The sequence below is a fragment of the Lentzea fradiae genome, from assembly GCF_900100955.1.
Lineage (GTDB): Bacteria > Actinomycetota > Actinomycetes > Mycobacteriales > Pseudonocardiaceae > Lentzea > Lentzea fradiae.
Genome location: NZ_FNCC01000012.1, coordinates 1 through 19,671, shown reverse-complemented (window position 1 = coordinate 19,671; position 19,671 = coordinate 1). Strand labels below are relative to the sequence as shown.

The 19,671-nt window shown below is 71.4% G+C and carries 19 protein-coding genes; 12 read left to right on the top strand and 7 right to left on the bottom strand.

The window, feature by feature from the left end; all coding sequences use genetic code 11:
• Window positions 1–247 precede the first annotated feature (247 nt).
• From BLT23_RS27385 to BLT23_RS27350, 8 genes are read left to right on the top strand one after another with little or no spacing between them, the layout of a single operon-like run.
• Window positions 248–1,246 (top strand): aminoglycoside phosphotransferase family protein, encoded by a 999-nt coding sequence (locus BLT23_RS27385; RefSeq protein WP_090053936.1) that lies wholly within the window; start codon window positions 248–250, stop codon window positions 1,244–1,246.
• A gap of 11 nt (window positions 1,247–1,257) precedes the next feature.
• Window positions 1,258–2,316, top strand: coding sequence for a pyruvate kinase (locus BLT23_RS27380; RefSeq protein WP_090053934.1), 1,059 nt, complete (start codon window positions 1,258–1,260; stop codon window positions 2,314–2,316).
• Window positions 2,313–3,071, top strand: coding sequence for a hypothetical protein (locus BLT23_RS27375; RefSeq protein ID WP_090053932.1), 759 nt, complete (start codon window positions 2,313–2,315; stop codon window positions 3,069–3,071). Before BLT23_RS27380 ends, BLT23_RS27375 begins: the two co-directional genes overlap by 4 nt.
• Window positions 3,068–3,715: an O-methyltransferase gene (locus tag BLT23_RS27370; RefSeq protein ID WP_218133911.1), complete on the top strand. Its 648-nt coding sequence runs from the start codon at window positions 3,068–3,070 to the stop codon at window positions 3,713–3,715. The genes BLT23_RS27375 and BLT23_RS27370 overlap by 4 nt, the downstream gene beginning before the upstream one ends.
• Window positions 3,712–4,524, top strand: a complete 813-nt coding sequence (locus tag BLT23_RS27365) for a hypothetical protein (RefSeq protein WP_143036063.1) — start codon at window positions 3,712–3,714, stop codon at window positions 4,522–4,524. Before BLT23_RS27370 ends, BLT23_RS27365 begins: the two co-directional genes overlap by 4 nt.
• Window positions 4,521–4,808 carry a PqqD family protein gene (locus BLT23_RS27360; protein WP_090053926.1) on the top strand — a complete coding sequence of 96 codons (288 nt, stop codon included), beginning with the start codon at window positions 4,521–4,523 and terminating at the stop codon, window positions 4,806–4,808. Before BLT23_RS27365 ends, BLT23_RS27360 begins: the two co-directional genes overlap by 4 nt.
• Window positions 4,805–5,719 (top strand): ArsR/SmtB family transcription factor, encoded by a 915-nt coding sequence (locus tag BLT23_RS27355; RefSeq protein WP_090053925.1) that lies wholly within the window; start codon window positions 4,805–4,807, stop codon window positions 5,717–5,719. Before BLT23_RS27360 ends, BLT23_RS27355 begins: the two co-directional genes overlap by 4 nt.
• Before the next feature lies 1 nt (window position 5,720).
• Window positions 5,721–6,269, top strand: coding sequence for a GNAT family N-acetyltransferase (locus tag BLT23_RS27350; protein ID WP_218133910.1), 549 nt, complete (start codon window positions 5,721–5,723; stop codon window positions 6,267–6,269).
• Here the strand turns inward: BLT23_RS27350 and BLT23_RS27345 are convergent.
• The 4 genes from BLT23_RS27345 to asnB form a co-directional block, all read right to left on the bottom strand.
• Entirely contained in the window at window positions 6,259–7,281 is a 1,023-nt protein-coding gene (locus tag BLT23_RS27345; protein ID WP_090053923.1) for a pyruvate kinase, read from the bottom strand. The genes BLT23_RS27350 and BLT23_RS27345 overlap by 11 nt on opposite strands.
• Before the next feature lie 144 nt (window positions 7,282–7,425).
• Complete coding sequence (locus tag BLT23_RS27340; protein WP_218133909.1) at window positions 7,426–8,685, bottom strand: MFS transporter; 1,260 nt, start codon at window positions 8,683–8,685, stop codon at window positions 7,426–7,428.
• Window positions 8,682–9,716 (bottom strand): diiron oxygenase, encoded by a 1,035-nt coding sequence (locus tag BLT23_RS27335; protein WP_090053921.1) that lies wholly within the window; start codon window positions 9,714–9,716, stop codon window positions 8,682–8,684. The genes BLT23_RS27340 and BLT23_RS27335 overlap by 4 nt, the downstream gene beginning before the upstream one ends.
• A gap of 7 nt (window positions 9,717–9,723) precedes the next feature.
• Window positions 9,724–11,895: an asparagine synthase (glutamine-hydrolyzing) gene (asnB, locus tag BLT23_RS27330; RefSeq protein ID WP_090053919.1), complete on the bottom strand. Its 2,172-nt coding sequence runs from the start codon at window positions 11,893–11,895 to the stop codon at window positions 9,724–9,726.
• A gap of 623 nt (window positions 11,896–12,518) precedes the next feature.
• On the opposite strand from asnB, the gene BLT23_RS27325 reads away from it, so the two are divergent.
• Entirely contained in the window at window positions 12,519–13,433 is a 915-nt protein-coding gene (locus BLT23_RS27325) for a LysR family transcriptional regulator (protein WP_090053917.1), read from the top strand.
• A 166-nt stretch (window positions 13,434–13,599) separates the two neighbouring features.
• Here BLT23_RS27325 and BLT23_RS27320 read toward each other — a convergent pair whose 3' ends face one another.
• From BLT23_RS27320 to BLT23_RS27310, 3 genes are read right to left on the bottom strand one after another with little or no spacing between them, the layout of a single operon-like run.
• Window positions 13,600–14,538 carry a DUF1963 domain-containing protein gene (locus tag BLT23_RS27320; protein ID WP_143036062.1) on the bottom strand — a complete coding sequence of 313 codons (939 nt, stop codon included), beginning with the start codon at window positions 14,536–14,538 and terminating at the stop codon, window positions 13,600–13,602.
• Window positions 14,539–14,585: 47 nt separating this feature from the next.
• A complete protein-coding gene (locus BLT23_RS27315) occupies window positions 14,586–15,947 on the bottom strand; it encodes a sensor histidine kinase (RefSeq protein ID WP_090053913.1) in 1,362 nt (453 codons plus the stop codon).
• Window positions 15,944–16,630 (bottom strand): response regulator transcription factor, encoded by a 687-nt coding sequence (locus BLT23_RS27310; protein ID WP_090053911.1) that lies wholly within the window; start codon window positions 16,628–16,630, stop codon window positions 15,944–15,946. Before BLT23_RS27310 ends, BLT23_RS27315 begins: the two co-directional genes overlap by 4 nt.
• A gap of 223 nt (window positions 16,631–16,853) precedes the next feature.
• Here BLT23_RS27310 and BLT23_RS27305 point away from each other — a divergent pair, with 223 nt between their 5' ends.
• From BLT23_RS27305 to BLT23_RS27295, 3 genes are all read left to right on the top strand, one after another.
• Window positions 16,854–18,299 carry an MFS transporter gene (locus BLT23_RS27305; protein WP_245744236.1) on the top strand — a complete coding sequence of 482 codons (1,446 nt, stop codon included), beginning with the start codon at window positions 16,854–16,856 and terminating at the stop codon, window positions 18,297–18,299.
• 1 nt (window position 18,300) lies between these two features.
• Window positions 18,301–18,873: a DUF998 domain-containing protein gene (locus BLT23_RS27300; RefSeq protein ID WP_245744234.1), complete on the top strand. Its 573-nt coding sequence runs from the start codon at window positions 18,301–18,303 to the stop codon at window positions 18,871–18,873.
• A partial coding sequence (locus BLT23_RS27295; RefSeq protein WP_483868421.1) for a DMT family protein occupies window positions 18,870–19,671 on the top strand: 802 nt, incomplete at its 3' end. The genes BLT23_RS27300 and BLT23_RS27295, both read left to right, overlap by 4 nt.

Here is a 19,671-nt window from a genome sequence, read left to right as displayed (position 1 = left end):
GCGTGTCGAACCCGGCTGGATTGCATTCTCCGCACCGGCTTGACGCAACTTAAGAAACGGGCGTCGAGACCGTCAAGGTGGAGAGATCCACGTCACACGGGCGTGGCTTGGTAAGGACTCGTACGATTTTTCGGGGGTGCTCATCGAATTTGTCGAAATACCCCATCGGGTGCGTCGATGACCGCCTTGACGAAGTATCGGGCCCGGCTGATGCTGCAGGAGAAGCTGAGCGGAAATGAGGTGACCCATGCGCGCTGATCCCCGCCTCGCGGGTGTTCTGGAGCTCCTCGGGCTGGGCGGCGGCGCGCCCGTGCGCGCCTTTCCTCCCACCCCCACGCCGTGGGCGTGCGCCTACGCGGTCGGGAGCGGTGCCACCCGCGGGGTCGCCCGCCTGATCGACCTGGACTTCGCCGAGGAGGGCGTCGTGGCCACGGAGTTCGCCGCCGCCACGCTGCTGGGAGACCACGGCATCGGCCCGCGCGTGCGGCACGCCGACGCCGAGGCCGGCGTGCTGGTCATGGACGAGATCGACGGCGCTCCCGCCGAACGGCCCGTGGCGCTGTGGCAGGCCCTTTCGCTCGCACGGGTGCTGCGCGCGCTGCACGCCCTCGACATGCCCGGCGAGCCGCGCCTGCACGTCGCCAAGGAGCAGGCCGCCACCGCCGCGGTGGCGGCGATCGCGGACGGTGTGCCGGAGCTGGCCCTGCACCGCGAGGCGTCTCGGCGGTTCGACGACCTGCGGGCGGCGCTCGCCCGGCTCGGGGTCCCCGATCGCCTGTGCCACAACGACCTCAACCACGGCAACGTCGTGTTCGACGACGTGCGCGCGTGGCTCATCGACTTCGACCACCTGGGCGTCGGCGACCCGTTCTACGACCTCGCCAACGCCGTGCTCTCGCTGCACATGGACGACGTGGTGCGCCAGGAGTTCGTGAAGGCGTATCTCGGGCGTCCCGCCGACGCAGGAGAGGAGGCCCGGCTGGAGCTGATGTCCTGCCTGGTGCAGCTGCGCTACGGCCTGAGCGCGCTCTCGCTGGTTCCCACCCACTTGCACGACCGCCTCGGCACGTGGACCTCCGACATGGTCGGGGACCCGTTCGACTTCCGCAGGCGCGACGGCGAGGAGGTGGGCTGGCTGGTGTTCCGGCTGAGCCTCTCGTTCGTCCACAAAGGACTCGAACGGCTCGGCGCCGAGCCCGCCACGCGTGCCGCCGAGACGCTCGGGCTGCTCGGCGCGCGAGTGTGAGCGGGGCCGCCATGACTCACGTCGTCGCCACCGTCGGCCCGGCCTGCTCCTCGGAGGAGGCCCTCGCCGACCTGCTGAAGGCCGGGGTGGGCGTGTTCCGCTTCACGGCCTCGAAGACGCCCGTCGACCGGCTCTCGGTGCTCGCCGGGACCGTCAGGGACCTCGCGGACGGCCTCGACCTCCCGGTCGAGCTGGTGCTGGACCTGCCGGGAGCCAAGCCTCGGCTCACCAACGAGGAGTACCTGGACCTCGCCGGTGTCACGGAGCTGGTGCTGCGCTTCGACGGCGGCCCGTCCGCGGTCACCGGTCCGGTGCCGGAGCTGGGGGTGTCCGGCTTCGGTCCGTCCGACGCGCTTCCGGACGCCGGTGACCTCGTCGTCGTCGGCGACGGGGAGGACGCGCTGCGGATCGTCGGCCGGTCCGGCGGCACGTGCACCGCTGTGCCGTTGACCCGCAACGTCGTCGGAATCCGGCGAGGCGTGTCGTTCCCCGGCGCCGGTCGCTCGGGCAAGGCGCAGGAGCTGACCGAGTACGACCTCGCCGGGCTGCGGGCCGTGGCGGGCACGCCGTTCGACGCGGTGGTGCTCTCCTTCGCCGAGTCGGCGGGCCTCGTCGAACGGGCGCGCGTGGTGCTGCGGGAGAGCGCGGGCACGGGTCCGCTGCCCGCGGTGGTCGCCAAGATCGAGACCGCGGCCGGTGCCGCCGCCGCGGCGGAGATCGCCGAGGCCGCCGACGGGATCCTGCTCGGCAGGGGAGACCTGCTGCTCGACACCGGCCCCGTCGAGTTCCACGCGGCCTGCCGCCAGGTATTGGACGCGGCGCGCACGGCAGGACGCCCGGTCCTCGTCGGCACGCAGCTGCTGACGAGCCTCGCCGCGGGCTGGCTGCCGCACCGCTCGGAGCTCGCCACCGTCAGCGAGCTGCTGGAACAGGGCGTGGCCGGGCTGATGCTCGCCGAGGAGACGGCGGGAGCCGCCGACCCGGTCCGCGCGGTGACGCTGCTCAACGAGCTCCGCACCCGCTACGCGCCCACCGCCGTCCGCACCGCGCTCTTCCCGAGGCGCCCGTGACCCCCGACCCGACGCCGGCGCACCGCCCGTTCGTCCAGGGAATCCTGCTGGACGGGCACGAGTGCAGCGGCAAGACCACCATCGCCCGGCTGATCACCGACGGCCTGCGCGCGCGAGGCCGCGGCGTCACGCTGTCGCACGGCACGCTCACCAAGGGCGGCCTGGTCGACGCGATGCTCCGCGAGGCGGTGGCCACCTTCGACGGCGCGCAGGACCGGCCGTTCCGCGACCCGCGGCTGTGGCGGCGCTTCAACGGCATCCGCTCGGCGCAGCTCGTCGTCGACGCCGAGCTGGCCGCCGAACGGGGCCCGGCCGAACCCGGCGCGGTGCACGTGCAGGACAGGTACTGGCTCACCCAGCAGTCGTTCAACACCTTCCTGACCCCCGGCGAGGTCTACCTGGCACCGGAGTGGGCCCGCACCAGGGCCCCGCGCTTCGCCGTGCAGGTCTACCTCACCTGTTCCGCCGCCGCCCGCCGGGAGCGGATGGCGGCCCGCACCGGACCGGCCAAGCACTCCGTCAACGCGTTCCTGCACCGCCACCTCGACGAGATCGTGCGCCTCGACGAGCTGACCACCCGGCTGGTCGCGGACGATCCGGAGTGGACGGTGCTGCGGTCGGACCTGTGCTCCGAACGCGAGCTGGCGGAGCAGGTGCTCGGCCTCCTCGACGCCGCGGAGCGCGCAGGTGAGTCCACTGAGGACGGAAACCGCGTCCTCGCCCACTCCGCCAACGGAAAGGCCCTCGGTTCGTGAAGGAAAGCACCCTACTGGCCCCGCCCCTGCGGGACTACATGCTGGCGCACAGCCAGCCGCTCGACGCCGTGCAGCGCAGGCTGATCGAGCGGACCTCGGCCCTCGTCGAGGTCGCGCACTGGCAGACCGCCCCCGAGCAGAGCGCGCTCATCACGCTGCTGGTCCGGCTCCTCGGCGCCCGCAACGCCGTCGACGTGGGCAGCTTCACCGGCATGTCCTCCCTCGCGATCGCCCGCGGCATGGGACCGGACGGCCGGGTCGTCGCCTGCGATGTCACCGACAAGTGGACCGAGGTGGCCAGGGAGGCGTGGCAGACGGCGGGCGTCGCGGACCGCATCGAGCTGCGGGTCGCGCCCGCGATCGAGACGCTGCGTGCGCTGCCGTCCGAGCCGTACCTCGACTTCTCCTTCGTCGACGCCGACAAGGAGGGCTACCAGGACTACTTCGAGGAACTGGTCGTGCGGACCCGTCCGGGCGGCCTCATCGCGTTCGACAACTTCTTCCGCAGCGGCCGGGTGCTGAAGCCGGTCAAGTCCGCCGACCACGCGGTCATCGAGTTCAACGCGCGCCTCGTCGAGGACGAGCGGGTGGAGGTCGTCGTGCTGCCCATCGCAGACGGCATGTCATTGGCGTACCGCAAATGAGCGCCCGGAACGCCGTGGTGGCGCCCGCACCGCACCCCGCCGACTGGCTCGCCCCGCTGCGGGCGCGCGACCTGCTGCCGGACGACGCCGTCGCCGCGTTCGTCGTGGGCTCGGTCGCCCGCGGCTGGGAGAACTCGCGCAGCGACTTCGACATCTACGTCGTCACGACCGAGGAGTGGCGGACGGAGACCTCCAGCGACACCCTCATGCCGCTCGACCCGCCGCGGGTGCGCAGCGAGGTGTTCTACGAGAACAGCCGTCGCTGGGAGGTCACGTACTGGCTGGAGAGCCAGATCGACCAGATGCTCGCCAAGATCACCTGGGAGCGGTACACGAGCGGCGTCTTCGCCGGTGAGATCCTCTCGCCGCGCGAGGAGACCACGCTGGCCCGCCTCGCCCACTGCCTGCCGTTGCTCGGCATCGAGTGGATCGAGGCCAAGTACGAGGTGCTGAAGCAGTCGGCCTTCCGCTCCATCGTGGTGGTCCGCTCGCTCGGCTTCGCCGACGACGCCGCCGAGGACGCGCTGGGCCAGCTGGAGTCCGGGCACCTGGAGAGCGCCGTGCTGTCGGCGCGCAGGGCGCTGAGCCACGCCGTCGACGCGTTGCTCGAAAGCGCGGGCGAGTACGGCAGCCACATGCCGAAGTGGCGCCCGAACCGGTTCCGCGCGGCGGCGCCGGAGGTGCTCTCGTTCGAGCGGTACTGGGAGCTCGAGACGATGCGCGGCCTCGACCCGGACGACCCGCGGCCGTGGGTGCGGTCCGTGCTCACCACCTGCCAGGACATCGCGATGCGAGTGGAGACCTCATGACCTCCGGACCGCGCGTGCCCCGCCGCGCCCTCGGCGTCCGGGTCCGCCTGGTCGCGGGCAACCTCGTCCTCGGCGTCGACGCGGAGGGCATGGAGCTCGCCGACGTGGCGAAGCTGATCTACGAGTCGGCCGACGGGCGCAACAGCGTCAGCGACATCGCGGGCATCGTCGCCGCCGAGTACGGCGCCGAGCCCGAGGAGGTCGGCGAGGACGTGACCGAGTTCCTCGACGAGCTCGCGGCCAGCGGTGTCGTCGAGTGGGTCACCGAGGAGTCGCCGCGGTGATCCGCCTGCGGGTGGACGACGACAGCCTGGGCCGGGTGCGGATCGCGCTCAGCCCGCTGTGGGAGACCATCGGCAGCCTGGCGATCCTCGCCCGCTACCCGGGCGAGGCGCCGTCGCCCTACACCCGCTGGGCGGGCACGGTGCGCGCCGGGATGCCGCGCGAGCTGCTGGAGGGCCTGGTGGAACCGATGCGGCGGCCCGGCCCGCCGCTGTTCCCGCCGGGCGCCGTGCCGCTGCCAGACCCCTCGCGCGGCACGCTCGCGGCGGAGCTCACCGAGCTGCGGGCCCGGTTCGAGGGGGCCGGCGCGGACCGGCTCTGCGCGTTGTTGCGGCGGTACTGGGACTGGGCCATCGCCCCGCACTGGGCCAGGATGCGGGCGTCGCTGGAGGAGGAGGCGCTCTTCCGCGGCCGGACCCTCGTCGTGTCGGGGCCGGAGGCGATGCTGGAGGAGCTCGACGGACGGGTGCTGTGGTCCCGGCCGGTCCTCACCGCGCCCTACCACTGCGACCTCGACGTGGCGGTGACCCGCTCGCAGCTGCTGCTGGTGCCGACCGTCTTCGCGGGAGGCGTGCGGCTGTTCCACCGGGAGGCCGGCGTCGTGGCCCTGTCGTACCAGGCGCGGGCCACCGGGTTCTTCCAGGTGCTGACGGCGCCCGACCGGGACTCCAGCGCGCCGGACCGCCTCGCACTGCTGCTCGGCACCGGGCGGGCGCAGGTGGTGCGGGCCCTGGAGGTGCCGCAGACGACGACCGCGGTGGCGGCGTCGCTGGGAATGGCCAAGAGTACGGTGTCGGAGCACCTGACCGTGCTCTCCGCGTCCGGTCTGGTGTGGAAGCAGCGGCTCGGCGGCCGGGTGTTCTACCAGCTGGACCGGGGCGGTGCCGCACTTCTCGAACGATTGGGGCTGTGACGTGGGACAGGCCGGGGACGAGCTGCGTCCGGAGCTGACCAGGCCGGACACGAGGCTGTACGCCTCCTGGCTCGCGACCTACGAGCAGTGGCCGGCCGGGTCCCACATGGACGGTGCCGGGCTCACCCCCGACGACGACGTGACGACGCCGGAGGGGTTCGCGGCCTGGGTCGCCCGGCTGCACCGCTGCGCCGACCCGGAGGTGCCGCCCGCACCCGGCAGGGCGCACTCGACGTACTGGTGGATCACGCACGGCGACACCTGCCTGGGAGCCGTCGAGCTGCGGCACGGGCTCACCCCGCTCCTGCTGGAGGCGGGCGGCCACATCGGCTACAGCGTCTGCCCCCGGTACCGCCGCCGCGGGCTCGCCACCTGGGCGCTGGACGCGGCGCTCGGCCAGGCGCGGGCGAGGGGGATGGACCGCGTGCTGCTGACGTGCTCGCCGGACAACCACACCTCCGCCCACATCATCCAGCGCGCGGGCGGGGTGCTGGAAGACGTGCGGGACACCGTGATCGGCCCGAAGCAGCGCTACTGGATCACGCTCTGACGAGCCCCGGCTCCGCGTAGCGCGCGATCAGGTCCGCCATCAGTCCCGCGGCACCGAGCGGGTCGCGGCCGAAGGTGGTCTCCGTCGTGAGCAGCAGACCGTCCACACCGGACTCCAGCAGGCCGCACAGGTAGCTCAGCTCCGAGCGCAGCGGCAGCCACGAGCTCTGCATCCCCGACAGCAGCTGGGTTCCCACGACCACCGGCACGGACAACCGCCTGCACTCCCGCACCGCCGCCGAGCACAGCGCGTGGAAGTCGAGCACCCCGCTGTCCATGAGCAGGTCGCCGCGGCCGACGAGCACGCTGTCCGCCGCACCCGCGACCTCCGCGACGGCCGCCACGCCCGCCCTGGTCTCGACCTTCGCCATGACGGAGTTGGCGCTGCGCCCGCCCCACCGCGCGCGGACGGGTTCCAGGACGGCCGCGTTCTCGGCGAACGAGACGATCGCACCGGTGAACGCCGACGAGGTGAGCCCGTCGAGCAGGGCGAGGTCCTCGTCCGGTGAGGACGCCGGGAGGCGGCGCGACCGCCCGGTCACCCAGACGCCCTTGCGCGGGCCGAGCAGGCCACCCTCGAGGGCCTCGGCCACGCAGTGGGTGCCGGACGCCGAGATCACCCGTGCGGCGATCTCACCGTCACCGATGAGCAGCACGTCGCCGGGGGAGATGACGTCACCGAGGCCGGGGTCGGACAGGCCGACGTCGGGCAGGCCGTCGTCCTCGCCGGTGGGCTTCAGGGCGTACGACACCCGGAACCGCGGGGTCGCGCCGAGGTCGATCGAGTCCGCGTTGGTGAACCGGATCTTGGCGCCCGGCAGGTCCAGCAGCAGCTCGACGCTCCGTCCGGCGGCGCGGCCCGCTGCCTCGGCGTCGGCGGCTTGGGCGGCGAGCTCGGCCACGCCGAACTTGGAGGCGGAGAAGCGGAAACCGGTGACGCCCAGGCGGACCAGGGCGGTCATGGTCTCCGGTGCGCGGGTCGCTGGACCGATCGTCGCGTACATGGTCGTCATCGGGACGGTGCCACCTCGTCGAATCGGTGCCGGAGCGGGCAATCGCGGGTCGTGCTCCGATCGTCATCGACGGGCGTGGGTCTGGCAACGCGGTCGTGCGCACCATTGCCGATGACCCGCATCACCGCGTTCGATGTGGACGGTTCAGCCGAGGTCGCGGCGGGAGCGCAACGGGCTGAGGAGCAGGACGAGCGGGGCGGTCAGCGTGCCCGCGCACACCAGCCACAGCGCGGGGGAGAGGCCGGCGGCGTCCGCGACGAGACCGCTGACCGCGGCCCCCAGCGGAAGCGCGCCCCAGGAGACGAACCGCGTCGTCGCCATCACCCTGGACAGCAGCTCGGGCGGGCTCTCGGTCTGCCGGTAGGTGCGGGTCAGGATGCTGCCGACCACCACGCCCGCGGACAGCCCGGCGTTGCCGATCATGAAGTAGAAGATCGTGCCGGAGCTGGTCGTGAGGGGGATGAGCAGGGCCGTCAGACTGCCCACGGTGCTCGCCACGATCAGCGCGCGGGCGGTGCCGAGGGCGCGGGCGAGCCGGGTGGCCAGCGCGGACCCGATCACGGCGCCGAGGCCGTCCATCGCGAGGACCACGCCGACGAGGGCGGCCGGTGTGTCCGCGGCCCGCACCAGGTAGACGGGGGTCAGCGCGAGGATGGCGCTGCAGAAGAAGTTCGTGGCCATCGCCCACACGAGCGTCGGCCCCATCACGTGGTGCCGGACGACGAAGTTCCAGCCCTCCCTGATGAGCCTTCCCGGTGAGACCTGCGACTTCTGCGGAGCGGTGCGCTCGGGAAGGGTGCGCAGGGCGATGGCCGACACCAGGTAGCTGACGGCGTCGAGGACCAGCGCGCCGACCGGTCCCATCACCTGCACGAGCACCGCTCCCGCCGACGGGCCGCCGGTCTGGGTCACCGCGTGCGTGCCGGACATGAGGCTGTTGCGGGCGTTGAGCTCCTTCTTCTCGACGATGGCCGGGAGGAAGGTGGCGTTGCCGATGTCGAACAGGACGTTCGCGAAACCCACGAGCAGCGCCGCCAGCAGCAGGTGGGTGTAGGTGAGCCCGCCCAGCCACCAGGCGAGGGGGATCGAGCCGATGGCCGCGAGCCGGACGACGTCCATCACGACCTGCAGGCCGCGCAACGGGTAGCGCTGGACGATCACCCCGGCCGGGAGCCCCAGCACCAGCCAGCCAGCCTGGCCGGCGGCGTTGAGCAGCGTGACCTCGAAGACCGAGGCGTCGAGCACCGTCAGCGCCACCAGGGGGAGCGCGACCATCGTGATCGCGGACCCGGCCCCGCTCACCGTCGTCGCGACCCAGAACCGGCGGAAGATCGCGGCCGGGCTCATCGTGCGGCCGAACCGGCTGTGCTCCGGTACCTCGGTCGTGCTCTCGCCGCTCGTCACGACGCCATCCCTTCGGTCCTGCCGTCGAAGTCCCGGCCCCACAAGCCGGTGCGCTCGAACGAGTCGCGCGTGCGGCTGTCGTCGAGCGCTCCCGCCTCCGCGAAGTAGCGGACGACGGGACGCGCGGCCTCGGCGATGGTGCGCCGCACCTCGTCCGCGGGCCACGACTCGGCGATGACCTGCGCGCACTCGTCCTCGGTCAGGCCGATGCCGCGCAGGTGCCGGAACGTCTGCTCGTAGTCGGGTTCGAGGAACGCGTACACGGCGGCGGGGACGTGCGGCCCGACTGCCCGGCGCTCGTGCGGGGTGAGCGCGGGCCACAGGTGCTTGAGGACGGTGCGGAAGTACTGGTGGTGCCTGCCTTCGTCGGCGGCGTGGTCGCGGACCAGCTCGCGCACGCTGAAGGGCAGCCGGGTGTCGCGCGGGATGTCCGACAGGATGCCGGAGATCAGGGTCTCGCTGACGATGGCGAACAGCAGCGCCTCGACGCCCCGCACGTCCTGCGGCAGCTCGTCGCGCAGCTCGTCGAGCCGCAGCACGAACGACGGCGCGGGCGCGTCCTCGGGGAGGTGGTGCGGGACGTTCGTGCTCGCCTCGATCTCGCGGGCGAAGTCGTGGGAGAACTGGGCGTGCCACGCCTCGTCCGTCACGATCTTGTACGCGTCGGCCTTCATCTGCGGCGGCAGCAGCAGTCCCGACCGGCCGCGGCTGATCTTGGTGGCCACCGGGATGACGGCGAGGTTCTCGAGCTCGGTCGTGAAGTCGAGGTAGTCGTACAGACGGCACAGCAGCAGCGCTTTGACGACGACCTCGCCCTTCGCGGCGACCAGCGGGTGCAGCACGACCGGGTAGAGCTCCGGCGGGAAGAAGAGGTCTGACGTCTCGTCCTCCGCGACGAAGTTGCGCCGGGGCTTGCGCCGCACACTCGCGAGGTCCTCCCACCGCTCGTACCGGCTGGCGTAGGTGGTCACGGGCGGACGTGAGTGGGGGTCACCCCGCAACAGCTGCTGCTGCGCCATCGACTCGTACATGGCCGTCTCACACCTCGAACGTCAGAAGTCGCTCGGTGAGGAGGGCGTTGAGGTCGGCCCTGACCTCGTCCGCGTCCACTCCGGACTTCTCGACCACCTCGTCGAACGGGGTGGTGCCGTCGAGCAGGGCCAGCACCCGCAGGACCGCGCTGTCCTGCTCCAGCTCGTACTCGATCTGGCCGGAGGAGAGCAGGAACCACGTCTCCCGGGCGTCGGTGAGGAGCTGGACGTTCTCCGCGAGCGCCAGCACCCTGCGCGACGGCTCGTCGCTTCCGGGGGCGAACAGCTCGTCCTCGTCGTGGACGTGCGGCGCGGCCGTGACGCTGAGCCTGACCGGACCCGCCGACATCCGCGCGAGCTGCGGCGGGGCCGCCGCCATCTCCGCCAGCAGACCCATGTTGACCACGCGCATCAGCATCTCGACACCGGGCGCGTTCGTGTCGCCGTCACCGAACTCCGCGAGCCTGCGGCGGATCGCGCTGCCGTCGAGGTACAGGTCGGCGCCCGGAGCGGCCAGCGCCCGCTCGACCAGCTCGCCGTCGTCGCGGCGCAGCAGCCGGACGAGCATGCGGTAGGCGTACCAGGTGCCAGAGCCGTAGAAGAACGGTCCCTTGGTGCGTTCCGCGATGCGCTCCGGCAGCAGGTCGCGCACCGCCTCGCGGAGGATCCGCTTGTCCCACAACAGCCGCGGGCGCAGGTGCGGCGGGATCACGGCGGTCAGCTCGACGAGCCGGTGGTCGAGGAACGGCACGCGGGCCTCGGTGCCGCTGCCCGCCGCCGTGCGGTCCTCGTGCCACACGTTGTACTGCTGGACCTTCGCGTACTCCGAGGCCACGTAGGCGTGGTAGACGTCCGGGGTGGCGACACCGGTCGCGTGGGTGAGCGCTTCCTCGGAGAAGAAGTCGTGACCCTCCGCCCACCAGCGGCGCAGGCCGGGGTGCCGGTCCAGGCGGGTGCCGCGGTCGAGCTGGCCGAGGCTGTCCAGGAAGGACTCCCAGCCCTCGCCGCCGCTCAGCTCGTCGGAGTAGCCGCCGTTGAACTCGTCGCTCGCGGCACCGAGCAGCATGCCGCGCATCCCGGGGCGTTCGGCTCGGGCGAACCGGTGCAGCTCGTGCTTGTAGTAGATCTCCGGACCGGCCATCGGCGTCTCGGACAACCACACCAGGCGGCGCCACTCCTCGGGCGTCGGCACGTGGTCGCGGTCGAAGACGACCTGGTGGTTGTGCACGCCCATCGACTTCGCGAGCCAGTCCGCGTGCTCGGCGTCGCCGTTGACGCGGGTGCCGCCGGACAACGCCGTGAACGTGTGCACCTCGGGCAGTTGGGGGGCTGCCAGTGCCAGCACGGCCGAGGAGTCGATGCCGCCGGACAGGAACAGGCCGAGCTCGGTGTCGGCGGTGGCGCACTCCTGCACGGAGTGCTCCAGGATCTCGCGGTAGCGCTCGATGAACGTCTCGGCGCTGGTGCCCTCCTCCGCCCGGGTGGGCATCTCCCAGTAGCGGTGGCTGAGCGTGCGTCCGTCGTTGAGGTCGATGCGCAGGACCGTGGCGGCGGGAACGGACTCGACGCCTTCGAACCAGGTGACCAGGTCGGGCTCTCCGAAGCGGGGGGAGGCCGCGAGGAGGGGGACGGAGAGGGACCGCTCCCAGTCGAAGGCGCGCGGCGTCTCGGCGTCCGCGAAGAGACCCTTGATCTCGGAGGAGAGGGTGATGCGCCGGGCGTTGCGGTGGTAGTACAGCGGTTTGATGCCGAACCTGTCGCGGGCGAGGACGAGCTGGTTGCGGGCGCGGTCGAACAGGATGAGCCCGAACATGCCGCGGACGTCGCGCAGGAAGTCGAGACCGTGCTGCCGGTAGAGGTAGAGCAGCACCTCGCAGTCGGAGCCGGTGCTCATGCGGGTGCCCGCGGGCAGCTGTGCCGCGAGCTCGCGGTGGTTGTAGACCTCGCCGTTGGCGATGAGCACGAGGTTGCCGTCGTCGCTGACCAGCGGCTGGCTGCCGTCCTCGGGGTCCACGAGGGAGAGCCGGGTGAAGGCGAGGCCGACGGGGCCCGTGCGCAGGCAGTCGCGCTCGTCGGGGCCGCGGTGGTGCAGCGTGTCGGCCAGCAGTTCGAGCAGGGCGTCGGCTTCCGGACCGAGGTCTTGCCCGTCGATGCGGGCGGTACCGGCGATTCCGCACATGGTTCTTCCTCACGACAGGCGGGTCGGACGACGGTGCGCGCCCTGCCGGGGGCGAGGGCGCGCACCGGCTGATGCCGGAGTGCCGGTCCTCATCGCTGCGGGCCGGCGTCCAGATCGGCTCAGGTGTGAGCCTTGAGCACCGTGGACTGCGAGACCTTGGCCGCGGCCGGCTTGGCGTACTTCTTCATGTCGTGTCACCCCCTCACCCTGTGTTCCCGGACCCGGTGCGGAGCGGCTGTCCGCCCCGCCTTCCGTCCGGTGACCCAACGAGACCACCGGCCGCACGGGCCGGTCCAGGGATTCGGTTCCCGCCGAACACGTGCCGCGGCACGGGGGATGTGTCCGGTTCACGAAGAAAAAGCTGTCCCGGAGCCCGTTTCTTCACCTGGATGTTAGATGGCGCGTGTTATTGCGCGGCGGTCGGCGATGATCTTGGTTTCAGGTGGCTGTGAACTGGGAATATTCCAAACCGGGGGTGCTGCCTCGCGCGCGCGTGTATGCTCCCGGGCGGGGAGGTAACCATTGATCCAGCAGGCGCACAATCGGGATGTGGCAGTACTCCTGAATCGTCGGGAAATGGCCGCACGGGCAATCTTGAGAATGCGCGCATTGGGGGATGCGATATGGACCTGAAGCAACTGAGCACCTTCTACCGGGTTACGACCCACATGAGCTTCACGAAAGCCGCGACCGAGCTGCGGTACGCGCAGTCGAGCGTGACCGCGCAGATCAAGGGCCTCGAAGCCGCACTGGGGTCCGAGCTCTTCGAACGGCTGGGCGGGAAGATCCGGCTCACGCCCTTCGGTGAGCGGCTCGTGCCCTACGCGGAACGCATCCTCGCACTCGTGGACGAGGCCCGGTGCTCGCTCGCCGAGCAGGCGGAACCGTCGGGCACGCTGACCGTCGCCGCCGTCGAAAGCGTGATCTCGTACCGCATGTCCGGGCTGCTGGAGTTCTTCCACCACCGCTACCCGCGGCTGCAGCTCGTCGTGCAGGCGGCCACCTCCGAAGACGCGCGGGAGTCCGTGCGCAAAGGCGTGCAGGACCTGGGTTTCCTGGTCGAGGTCGAGACCCGGCACGACGGGTTGGAGACCAGGGTGCTCGGGCCGCAGCACCTGGTGGCCGTGGTCGCGCCGGGCCACCCGCTGCACCGCACCTCGCCGGTGCTGACGTCGGACCTGCGGGCGTTCCCCGTCCTCGTGCCGGGAACGGACTGCTCCTACCGGGCGTCGTTGCAGGACGAACTGCGCCGCGGCGCGGAGGAACCCGTCTCCGTCCTGGAGTTCGGCAACATCGAGTCGGTCAAGCAGGGCATCGCGGCCGGCGTCGGCGTGGGCGTCCTGCCCGAGGCGGCCGTCGCGGGCTCGGTGCGGGACGGCCGGCTGAGCGTGCTCGACTGGCAGCCCTCCTTCGAGGTGTCCGCCCAGATCGTCTGGCGGCAGGGCCGGCAGCTCACCCGCGAGGCGCGGATCTTCGTCGACCTCGTCACCCAGACCGCGGGCGTGGACGACGAGTCGCTGGCGGCCACGTCGTCCTGACAGTCCACTTCCGACGGTCCACTTCGGACTCTCTTCTCGGCTGAGACGGTTCGTCGGGCGTGGCGGCCCGCATCCTGCGCGGGCTGGATGGCCGGGTGCTGCACCCTGAACCTGGGCTGAACGGCCGTGCCCGCTCCTGCCGCACGTGGCAGGAGCAGGCAGCCACCTACTCGGTGAACATGGTGAACGAGCGCATCTTGTCGAACCGCTTGACCGCGAGATCAGCGGAGTCGATCAGGAAACACCCGTAGTAGACCTCGTCCCGCGTGAGGAACTGGGCGAGCACCGTCCATTCCCGGGACAGCCGGTACTGCTCCTCGTCCAGCAGGCGGTACTCTTCCTGACTCGAGACACCGCTCGTCCCGCCTCGGTTCCGGAGGTTCTCCACCGCCATGTCGTACCACGGTCCGGACGAGCTTCCTATTTCCTGGCAGTGGCCACCGATGTGGAGTGTGTGCAGTCCCTTCGGCGACGGCCAGAGGTTGTCGACGACGTCGCACAGCTCGTCGAGGTGTTCCAGCTCCTCGGCGAGCTGCCGCACGCTCTCCGGCTGGGACTCGATGAGGGCTTCGAACTCGTCCTCGTCCTCCGCCTCCATCCACCCCGGCACGGAACCCAGGACCCGCGCGGACAGCTCGTACTCGGGGAGGACGAAGGGCACACCCTCCTCGTGCATCCCGCTGTGGCCCGGCGGCAGCGACCCCACCACCGTCTCCGTTCCCGCCGGGACGTACAAAGCGCGTGCGAACTCCGGTTCGCCGGAGTGGCAAGAGCGCCCCAGGTCCTCCTCGTGGTCCAGGAACAGCGACAGCGAGCCGTCCGCCGGCAGGGGAAGCCCTTCGACACGGGGAAGGGCCGCGTAGTCGACGGAGGCGATGAACGGCAACGGGTAGCCGCTCCCGGCGCCTGGCCACTCCACGCCCACCGGTAACCGCGGCAGCCCACCGGCACGCCCGACGACCTCCTCGCCGGGATGCGCGCCGCCCAGGTAGATCGCGAACCGGAGATGTTCCGCGAACCCGTCGATCTCGTCTTTCGGAATGCCCTGCTCGGTCGCGGCCTGCCGGAACTGCTCATAACGATCGGTGGCCGAGTCTGTTCGCATGTTCACAAAAGCGCTTTCTTCGGTGATGGATGCATTTCCGGGCGATGTCACCTGCCACGCAGAAGGCGGCCGGGACCGATGGTGAAGCCGATGGTCGCTCCGCCCCCCGCCCGGTTCCTCGCGAAGGTGGTGCCGCCGTGGGTTTCGGCGATACCGGCCACGATGGCCAGGCCGAGGCCGGAGCCGGGAAGCGACCGGGACCTGTCCGCGCGGTAGAACCGGTCGAAGATCCTGCCGAGGTCGTGGTCGCCGAGACCGGGACCCCGGTCCGACACGGTGATCGTGCCCGCGCGGACCTCGGCCTCGATCGGGTCGGTGCCGTCGGTGTCGAACTTCGCGGCGTTCTCCAGCAGGTTGCCGACCGCGCGTTCCAGGGCGAGGCGCTGGCCGCGCACCCGCGTCCGGTCGGCGTCGACGCGGATCTCGCGTTCGGTCCGGCGCCGTGCCCGTGCCGCCGCGCTGTGGACGACCTCGGCCAGCTCGAACTCGGTGTCCTCCTCGTCGGTTCCTCTCGCGAGCGCCAGCGCGATCAGCTCGTTGACCAGGTGCGAAAGCTCCCTGGTCTCACCCTCGACGTCGGCCAGCAGGCGTGCGCGGGACTCGGGCCGGAGCTGGTCGAGACGGTGCAGCACGCGGGCGTTGGTGCGCAGGCTCGTGAGCGGTGTGCGGAGCTCGTGCGCGATGTCCTGGACCAGTCGTTCCTGCGCTTCCCGGGAGTCCGCGAGCCGGCGCAGCATGGTGTTGAACGACGACGACAACCGCGCCACCTCGTCCCGTCCGACCACCGGCACCTCGGCGGCGCCCAGACCGGTGGCGCTGACGTCCTCGGCGATCGCGGTCAGCCGCACCAGCCGCCGGGTGATCCGGCGCGCCAGCACCCAGCCGAGACCCGCGGCGACCGCCGTCACGAGCAGCGTGAGCGCGGTGACCTCCTTGGCCATCCCGCTCATCACCTGCCTCGACTGGTTGACGTCGATCCCGACCTGCACCGCGCCGGCACCGTCTCCCAGCGAGGTGGTCAGCACCCGGTAGGTGTCGTGCAGCACGATCACCTCCGCGGTGTTCGTGGCGCCCCGCGCGGGTCCGGCGGCGAGGGCGCGGTCCGCGGCGCCGACCGGGAAGACCACGGGCCGCCCGCCGAGCGGGGTGACGCTGCCGTCCGGCTCGATCCGTTGCGCGGTCAGGGGAAGCGGGTGCTCCAGGCCCAGGTCGCCGAAGACCTCGCCGGACGGCTCCCGCAGCACGCCGTGGTGCCCGTCGATGATCGCGGCGGAGGCGGTGTGCAGGCCGCGGTTCACCTCCCCGATCACGCGCTCGACCGCAGACTGGAAGGTGAGCACGCCGACCACGCCCGCGGTGAGCGCGACGACGAGGGCGAAGGCGAACGCGAGCCGGGTCCCGAGGTTCACGGCCGCCGCACCGTGTAGCCGACGCCGCGCACCGTGTGGATCACCGACGAGGCGCCCGCCGCCGCCAGCTTGCGGCGCAGGTAACCGACGTACACCGCGAGGTTCTTCGAGTCGCCGCCGAAGTCGAAACCCCAGATCTGCTCGTAGATCGACGTGTGGTCGAGCACGACGCCCTCGTTGCGCATGAGCAGCTCCAGCAGGTCGAACTCGGTCTTGCTGAGGCTCAGCTCGGTCCCGGTCCACCACGCGCGCCTGCTCGCCGGGTCGAGCCGCAGCGCCCCCACGGACAGGGCGCGGTCCCCGGTGTCCTCCGCCGGGACGGCCCTGCGCAGCAACGCGCGCAGCCGTGCCAGCAGCTCGTCGAGCTCGAAGGGCTTGGGCAGGTAGTCGTCGGCGCCCGCGTCGAGGCCCGCGACCCGGTCGGACGTCTCGACCCGCGCCGTGAGCATCAGCACCGGCACCCGGTCGCCTTCCGCCCGCAGCAGCCGCACGACCCCGAGGCCGTCGAGCCCCGGCATCAGCACGTCGAGGACGAGCACGTCGAACTTCTGCCGGCGGATGCTCGTCACCGCCTTCACCCCGTCGTCGACCTCGACGACGGAATAGCCCTCCAGTTCCAGCGCGCGCCCGAGCGACTCGCGAATCGCGCGGTCGTCATCGGCTATCAAAACCGTGCATGTCATCCGTTCGCTTCTCCCCGTTCAGCCACTGCGGATGATTCTCGCCGAGCGACACGCCGTGCCGCACAAAAGTTCCCCCTGAGAAAGGTAGGAACCTGGTGAGAATCCACGGTCGAGGCGCCCTTCGCCATTGCCGTCGAGTGAGGACGATTCTTACATTCGGTCCCGAGCGAGCACTTCTCCCGTTGTCCACGGGTGCCGCATCCCCCCTCACTCAAGGAGTTTCGTGGATACCACCCTGAGCACCCACGCCCCGCCGGCAAGGCCACCGCACACGCGGTGGAACCCGAGGCTCGCCGGGCAGATCGCCGCGTTGCTCCTGGCGAACGTCGCGGCGGACTCAGTGATCGTGATGCCGTTGTTCGTCCTGCCGCAGATGCTGGAGCACTTCGGCACCACCCAGTCGGCGTGGCTCGGCTCCACCGCGATGCTCGCCGGGGCGATGTGGGCGCCGTTGTTCGGCAAGAGCGCGGACATCCACGGCAAACGCCGGATGCTGACGATCGCGTTGCTCGTCGCCTGCTGCGGTGCCGTGGTGTGCCTCGTGGCGCCGAACCTGTGGGTCTTCGTGCTCGGGCGGATGGTGCAGGGCGCCGCGGTGGCGGCGGTGTTCCTGACCGTCTCGCTCGTCCGCGACCTGTGCACGCCGCGGGTCGCGATGCCCGCGGTGGGCGCGGTGACCACCTGTGCGGGAATCGTGGGGATCGCCTCGACCACCAGCGTCGAGCCGCTCGTGGCGCGGTTCGGGTTCCAGGTCGTGTTCGTGGCCTCGGCCGTGTTCTCGGTCGTCGCGGTGGTCTGCATCCGCGCCTTCGTCCCGGAGTCACCGGTGCGGACGCCGGGACGGGTCGACGTCGGCGGGACGCTCCTGCTCGGCGGCGTCGTCGCGGTGCTCGGCTACGTCAGCCTCGGCTCGGACCTCGGCTGGCTCAGCGCGGGAGCGCTCACGCTGCTCACCGCGGGCGTCGTGGCGCTGGTCCGGTGGTACCTCGTCTCCAGCCGGGTTCCCGAACCGGTGGTCGACGTCAGGAACCTCGGCAGGCCGATGGTGCTCACCCTGCTCGTGGTCGTGCTGGCCACCGGCGCGGGGCAGAGCATGGACCAGCTGCTCAGCCTCATCGCCCAGGTCTCGGCGGACCAGGGGCTCGGCTACGGGCTCGACGCCCAGGGCTCGCTCGCGTTGCTGTTCGGCCTGCCAGCACTGGGGATCATGGCGGGAGGGCTGGGCTCGGGCTGGCTCGCGGCCCGCACCGATCCCGCCGTCGCGCTGGCCTCCGGTGTCGTGGTGGGCACCGCGGGAGCGTTCGGGATGTTCCTCGGCGCGTCCTCGTTCCCCTTGGCCGTCTTCTTCGCCGTCATGCTGAACCTGAGCATGGGATCGCTGCTGGCGTCCGGGTTCAACATGGCGTCCGTCCTCACCGCGCCGGACCGCCAGGGCGTGACCGCGAGCGTCGTCTCGGTCATGAGCGCGATCGGCTCGGTGGGGGTGAGCTTCGCCGGTGCGGCGGTCCTCTCCGGCACGAGGGTCGAGTCCGGCGGGACGACGGTCAACTCCGCCACCGGCGTGTACAGCTACATCGCGACGTCCGCCGGGCTGTTCGTGACCGCCTCCGTGCTCGCCTTCCTGCTGCTCGCCCACCGGCGAGCCGACCGGCCACAAGGGACTGACTGACGTGTCGGGGGTGGTGCGGGACAGGGGAGGACTGCTCACCGGCGGACTGGTGCTGTCGCTGGTCCCGGTCCTCTACCTGCACGTGGTGTCGGCGGACGAGCTGAACCCGGTCACGGACGTGATCAGCGACTACGTGTTCGTGCGCAACGGCACCAAGTGGCTGGCGGTCGCCTCGCTGTCGCTGGCCGCGGTGAGCGGTCTGCTGGGGTGGCGGCTGCGGCACGTCCCCGGGCCGGCGAGGTGGCTGATCGCCGGGTGGACCGTCGGGCTGGCCGTCGCGACGGTCTTCCCGACCGACCCGACCGGTGAGCCGACGACCTTGTCCGGTCACGTGCACCGGTACGCGGCCGGGGTGATGTTCGTGTGCCTGCCTGCCGCCGGTCTGCTGATCGCCCGGCAGTTCCCGGCGCTGAGGACGGTCGCGGTCACGGCCGGTGTGTCGAGCGTGGCCTTCCTGGTCAGCCACGTCTCGTTCGAGGGCTTCACCGTTCGCGGACTGGCGGAACGGCTGCTGTTCGTGGCGCTGTACGTGCTGCTCTTCGCCATCGCCGGTCTGCACAGGCGGACGACGTGACACCGCTCGCCATCACGCTCGCCGTGCTCGGTGCCGTGTGTTTCGCTTTCGCGGCACGCCTGCAACACGACGCGATCGCCTTGTGCGGTGCGCAGTTCAGCACGGTCCGCGATCGTCGCTGGCTCACCGGGCTCGTCCTGTTCGTCGCAGGCTCCGGAGTGCACGCGGCGGCGCTGGGTATGGCGCCGTTGACCGTCGTGCAGCCGATCGGGGTGCTGGCGATCGGTCTGACCGCGTTGCTGGACAGGCGTTTCCGGGAGATTCCGGCGATCCTGCTCACGACCGTGGGCGTGGGTGCGTTCGTGCTCCTCGCCTCCGGCAGCGCCACGGCGACTCAGGTCGTACCGGATGCGGAGTTCATGGCCGGACTGTTCGCTTTGGGTGCGATCTCGATCCCCGGTGTCATCGCCGCGTTGACCACGAACGCGCGCATTCGTGCGGTGGCGTTCGCCTCGGCCGGTGGTGTGGCTTACGGCTATGTGTCGGTGTTGATGCGGGCGGTGTCGCAGTCGGTGCAGCAGGGCGGTTTCGGCCTGTCGCACATCGCCTCGGTGCTCGGTATCGCGTTGTCGCTGGCGGTGGGCGGCTGGCTGGTCCAGCACGCCTACGCCGGCGGACCCCCTCACCTGGCCGTCGCGTGCCTGACCGTGGTCGACCCTCTGGTCGCGGTCGGCCTCGGCGCCTTCCTGCTCGGCGAGGCCGCGCACCTGTCCCCGTGGACCGGTGCCGCGCTGATCGCCTGCGCACTCGCCGCCGCCGGCGGCGTGTTCGCCCTCGCTCGTCACCCCCGTCCCACCC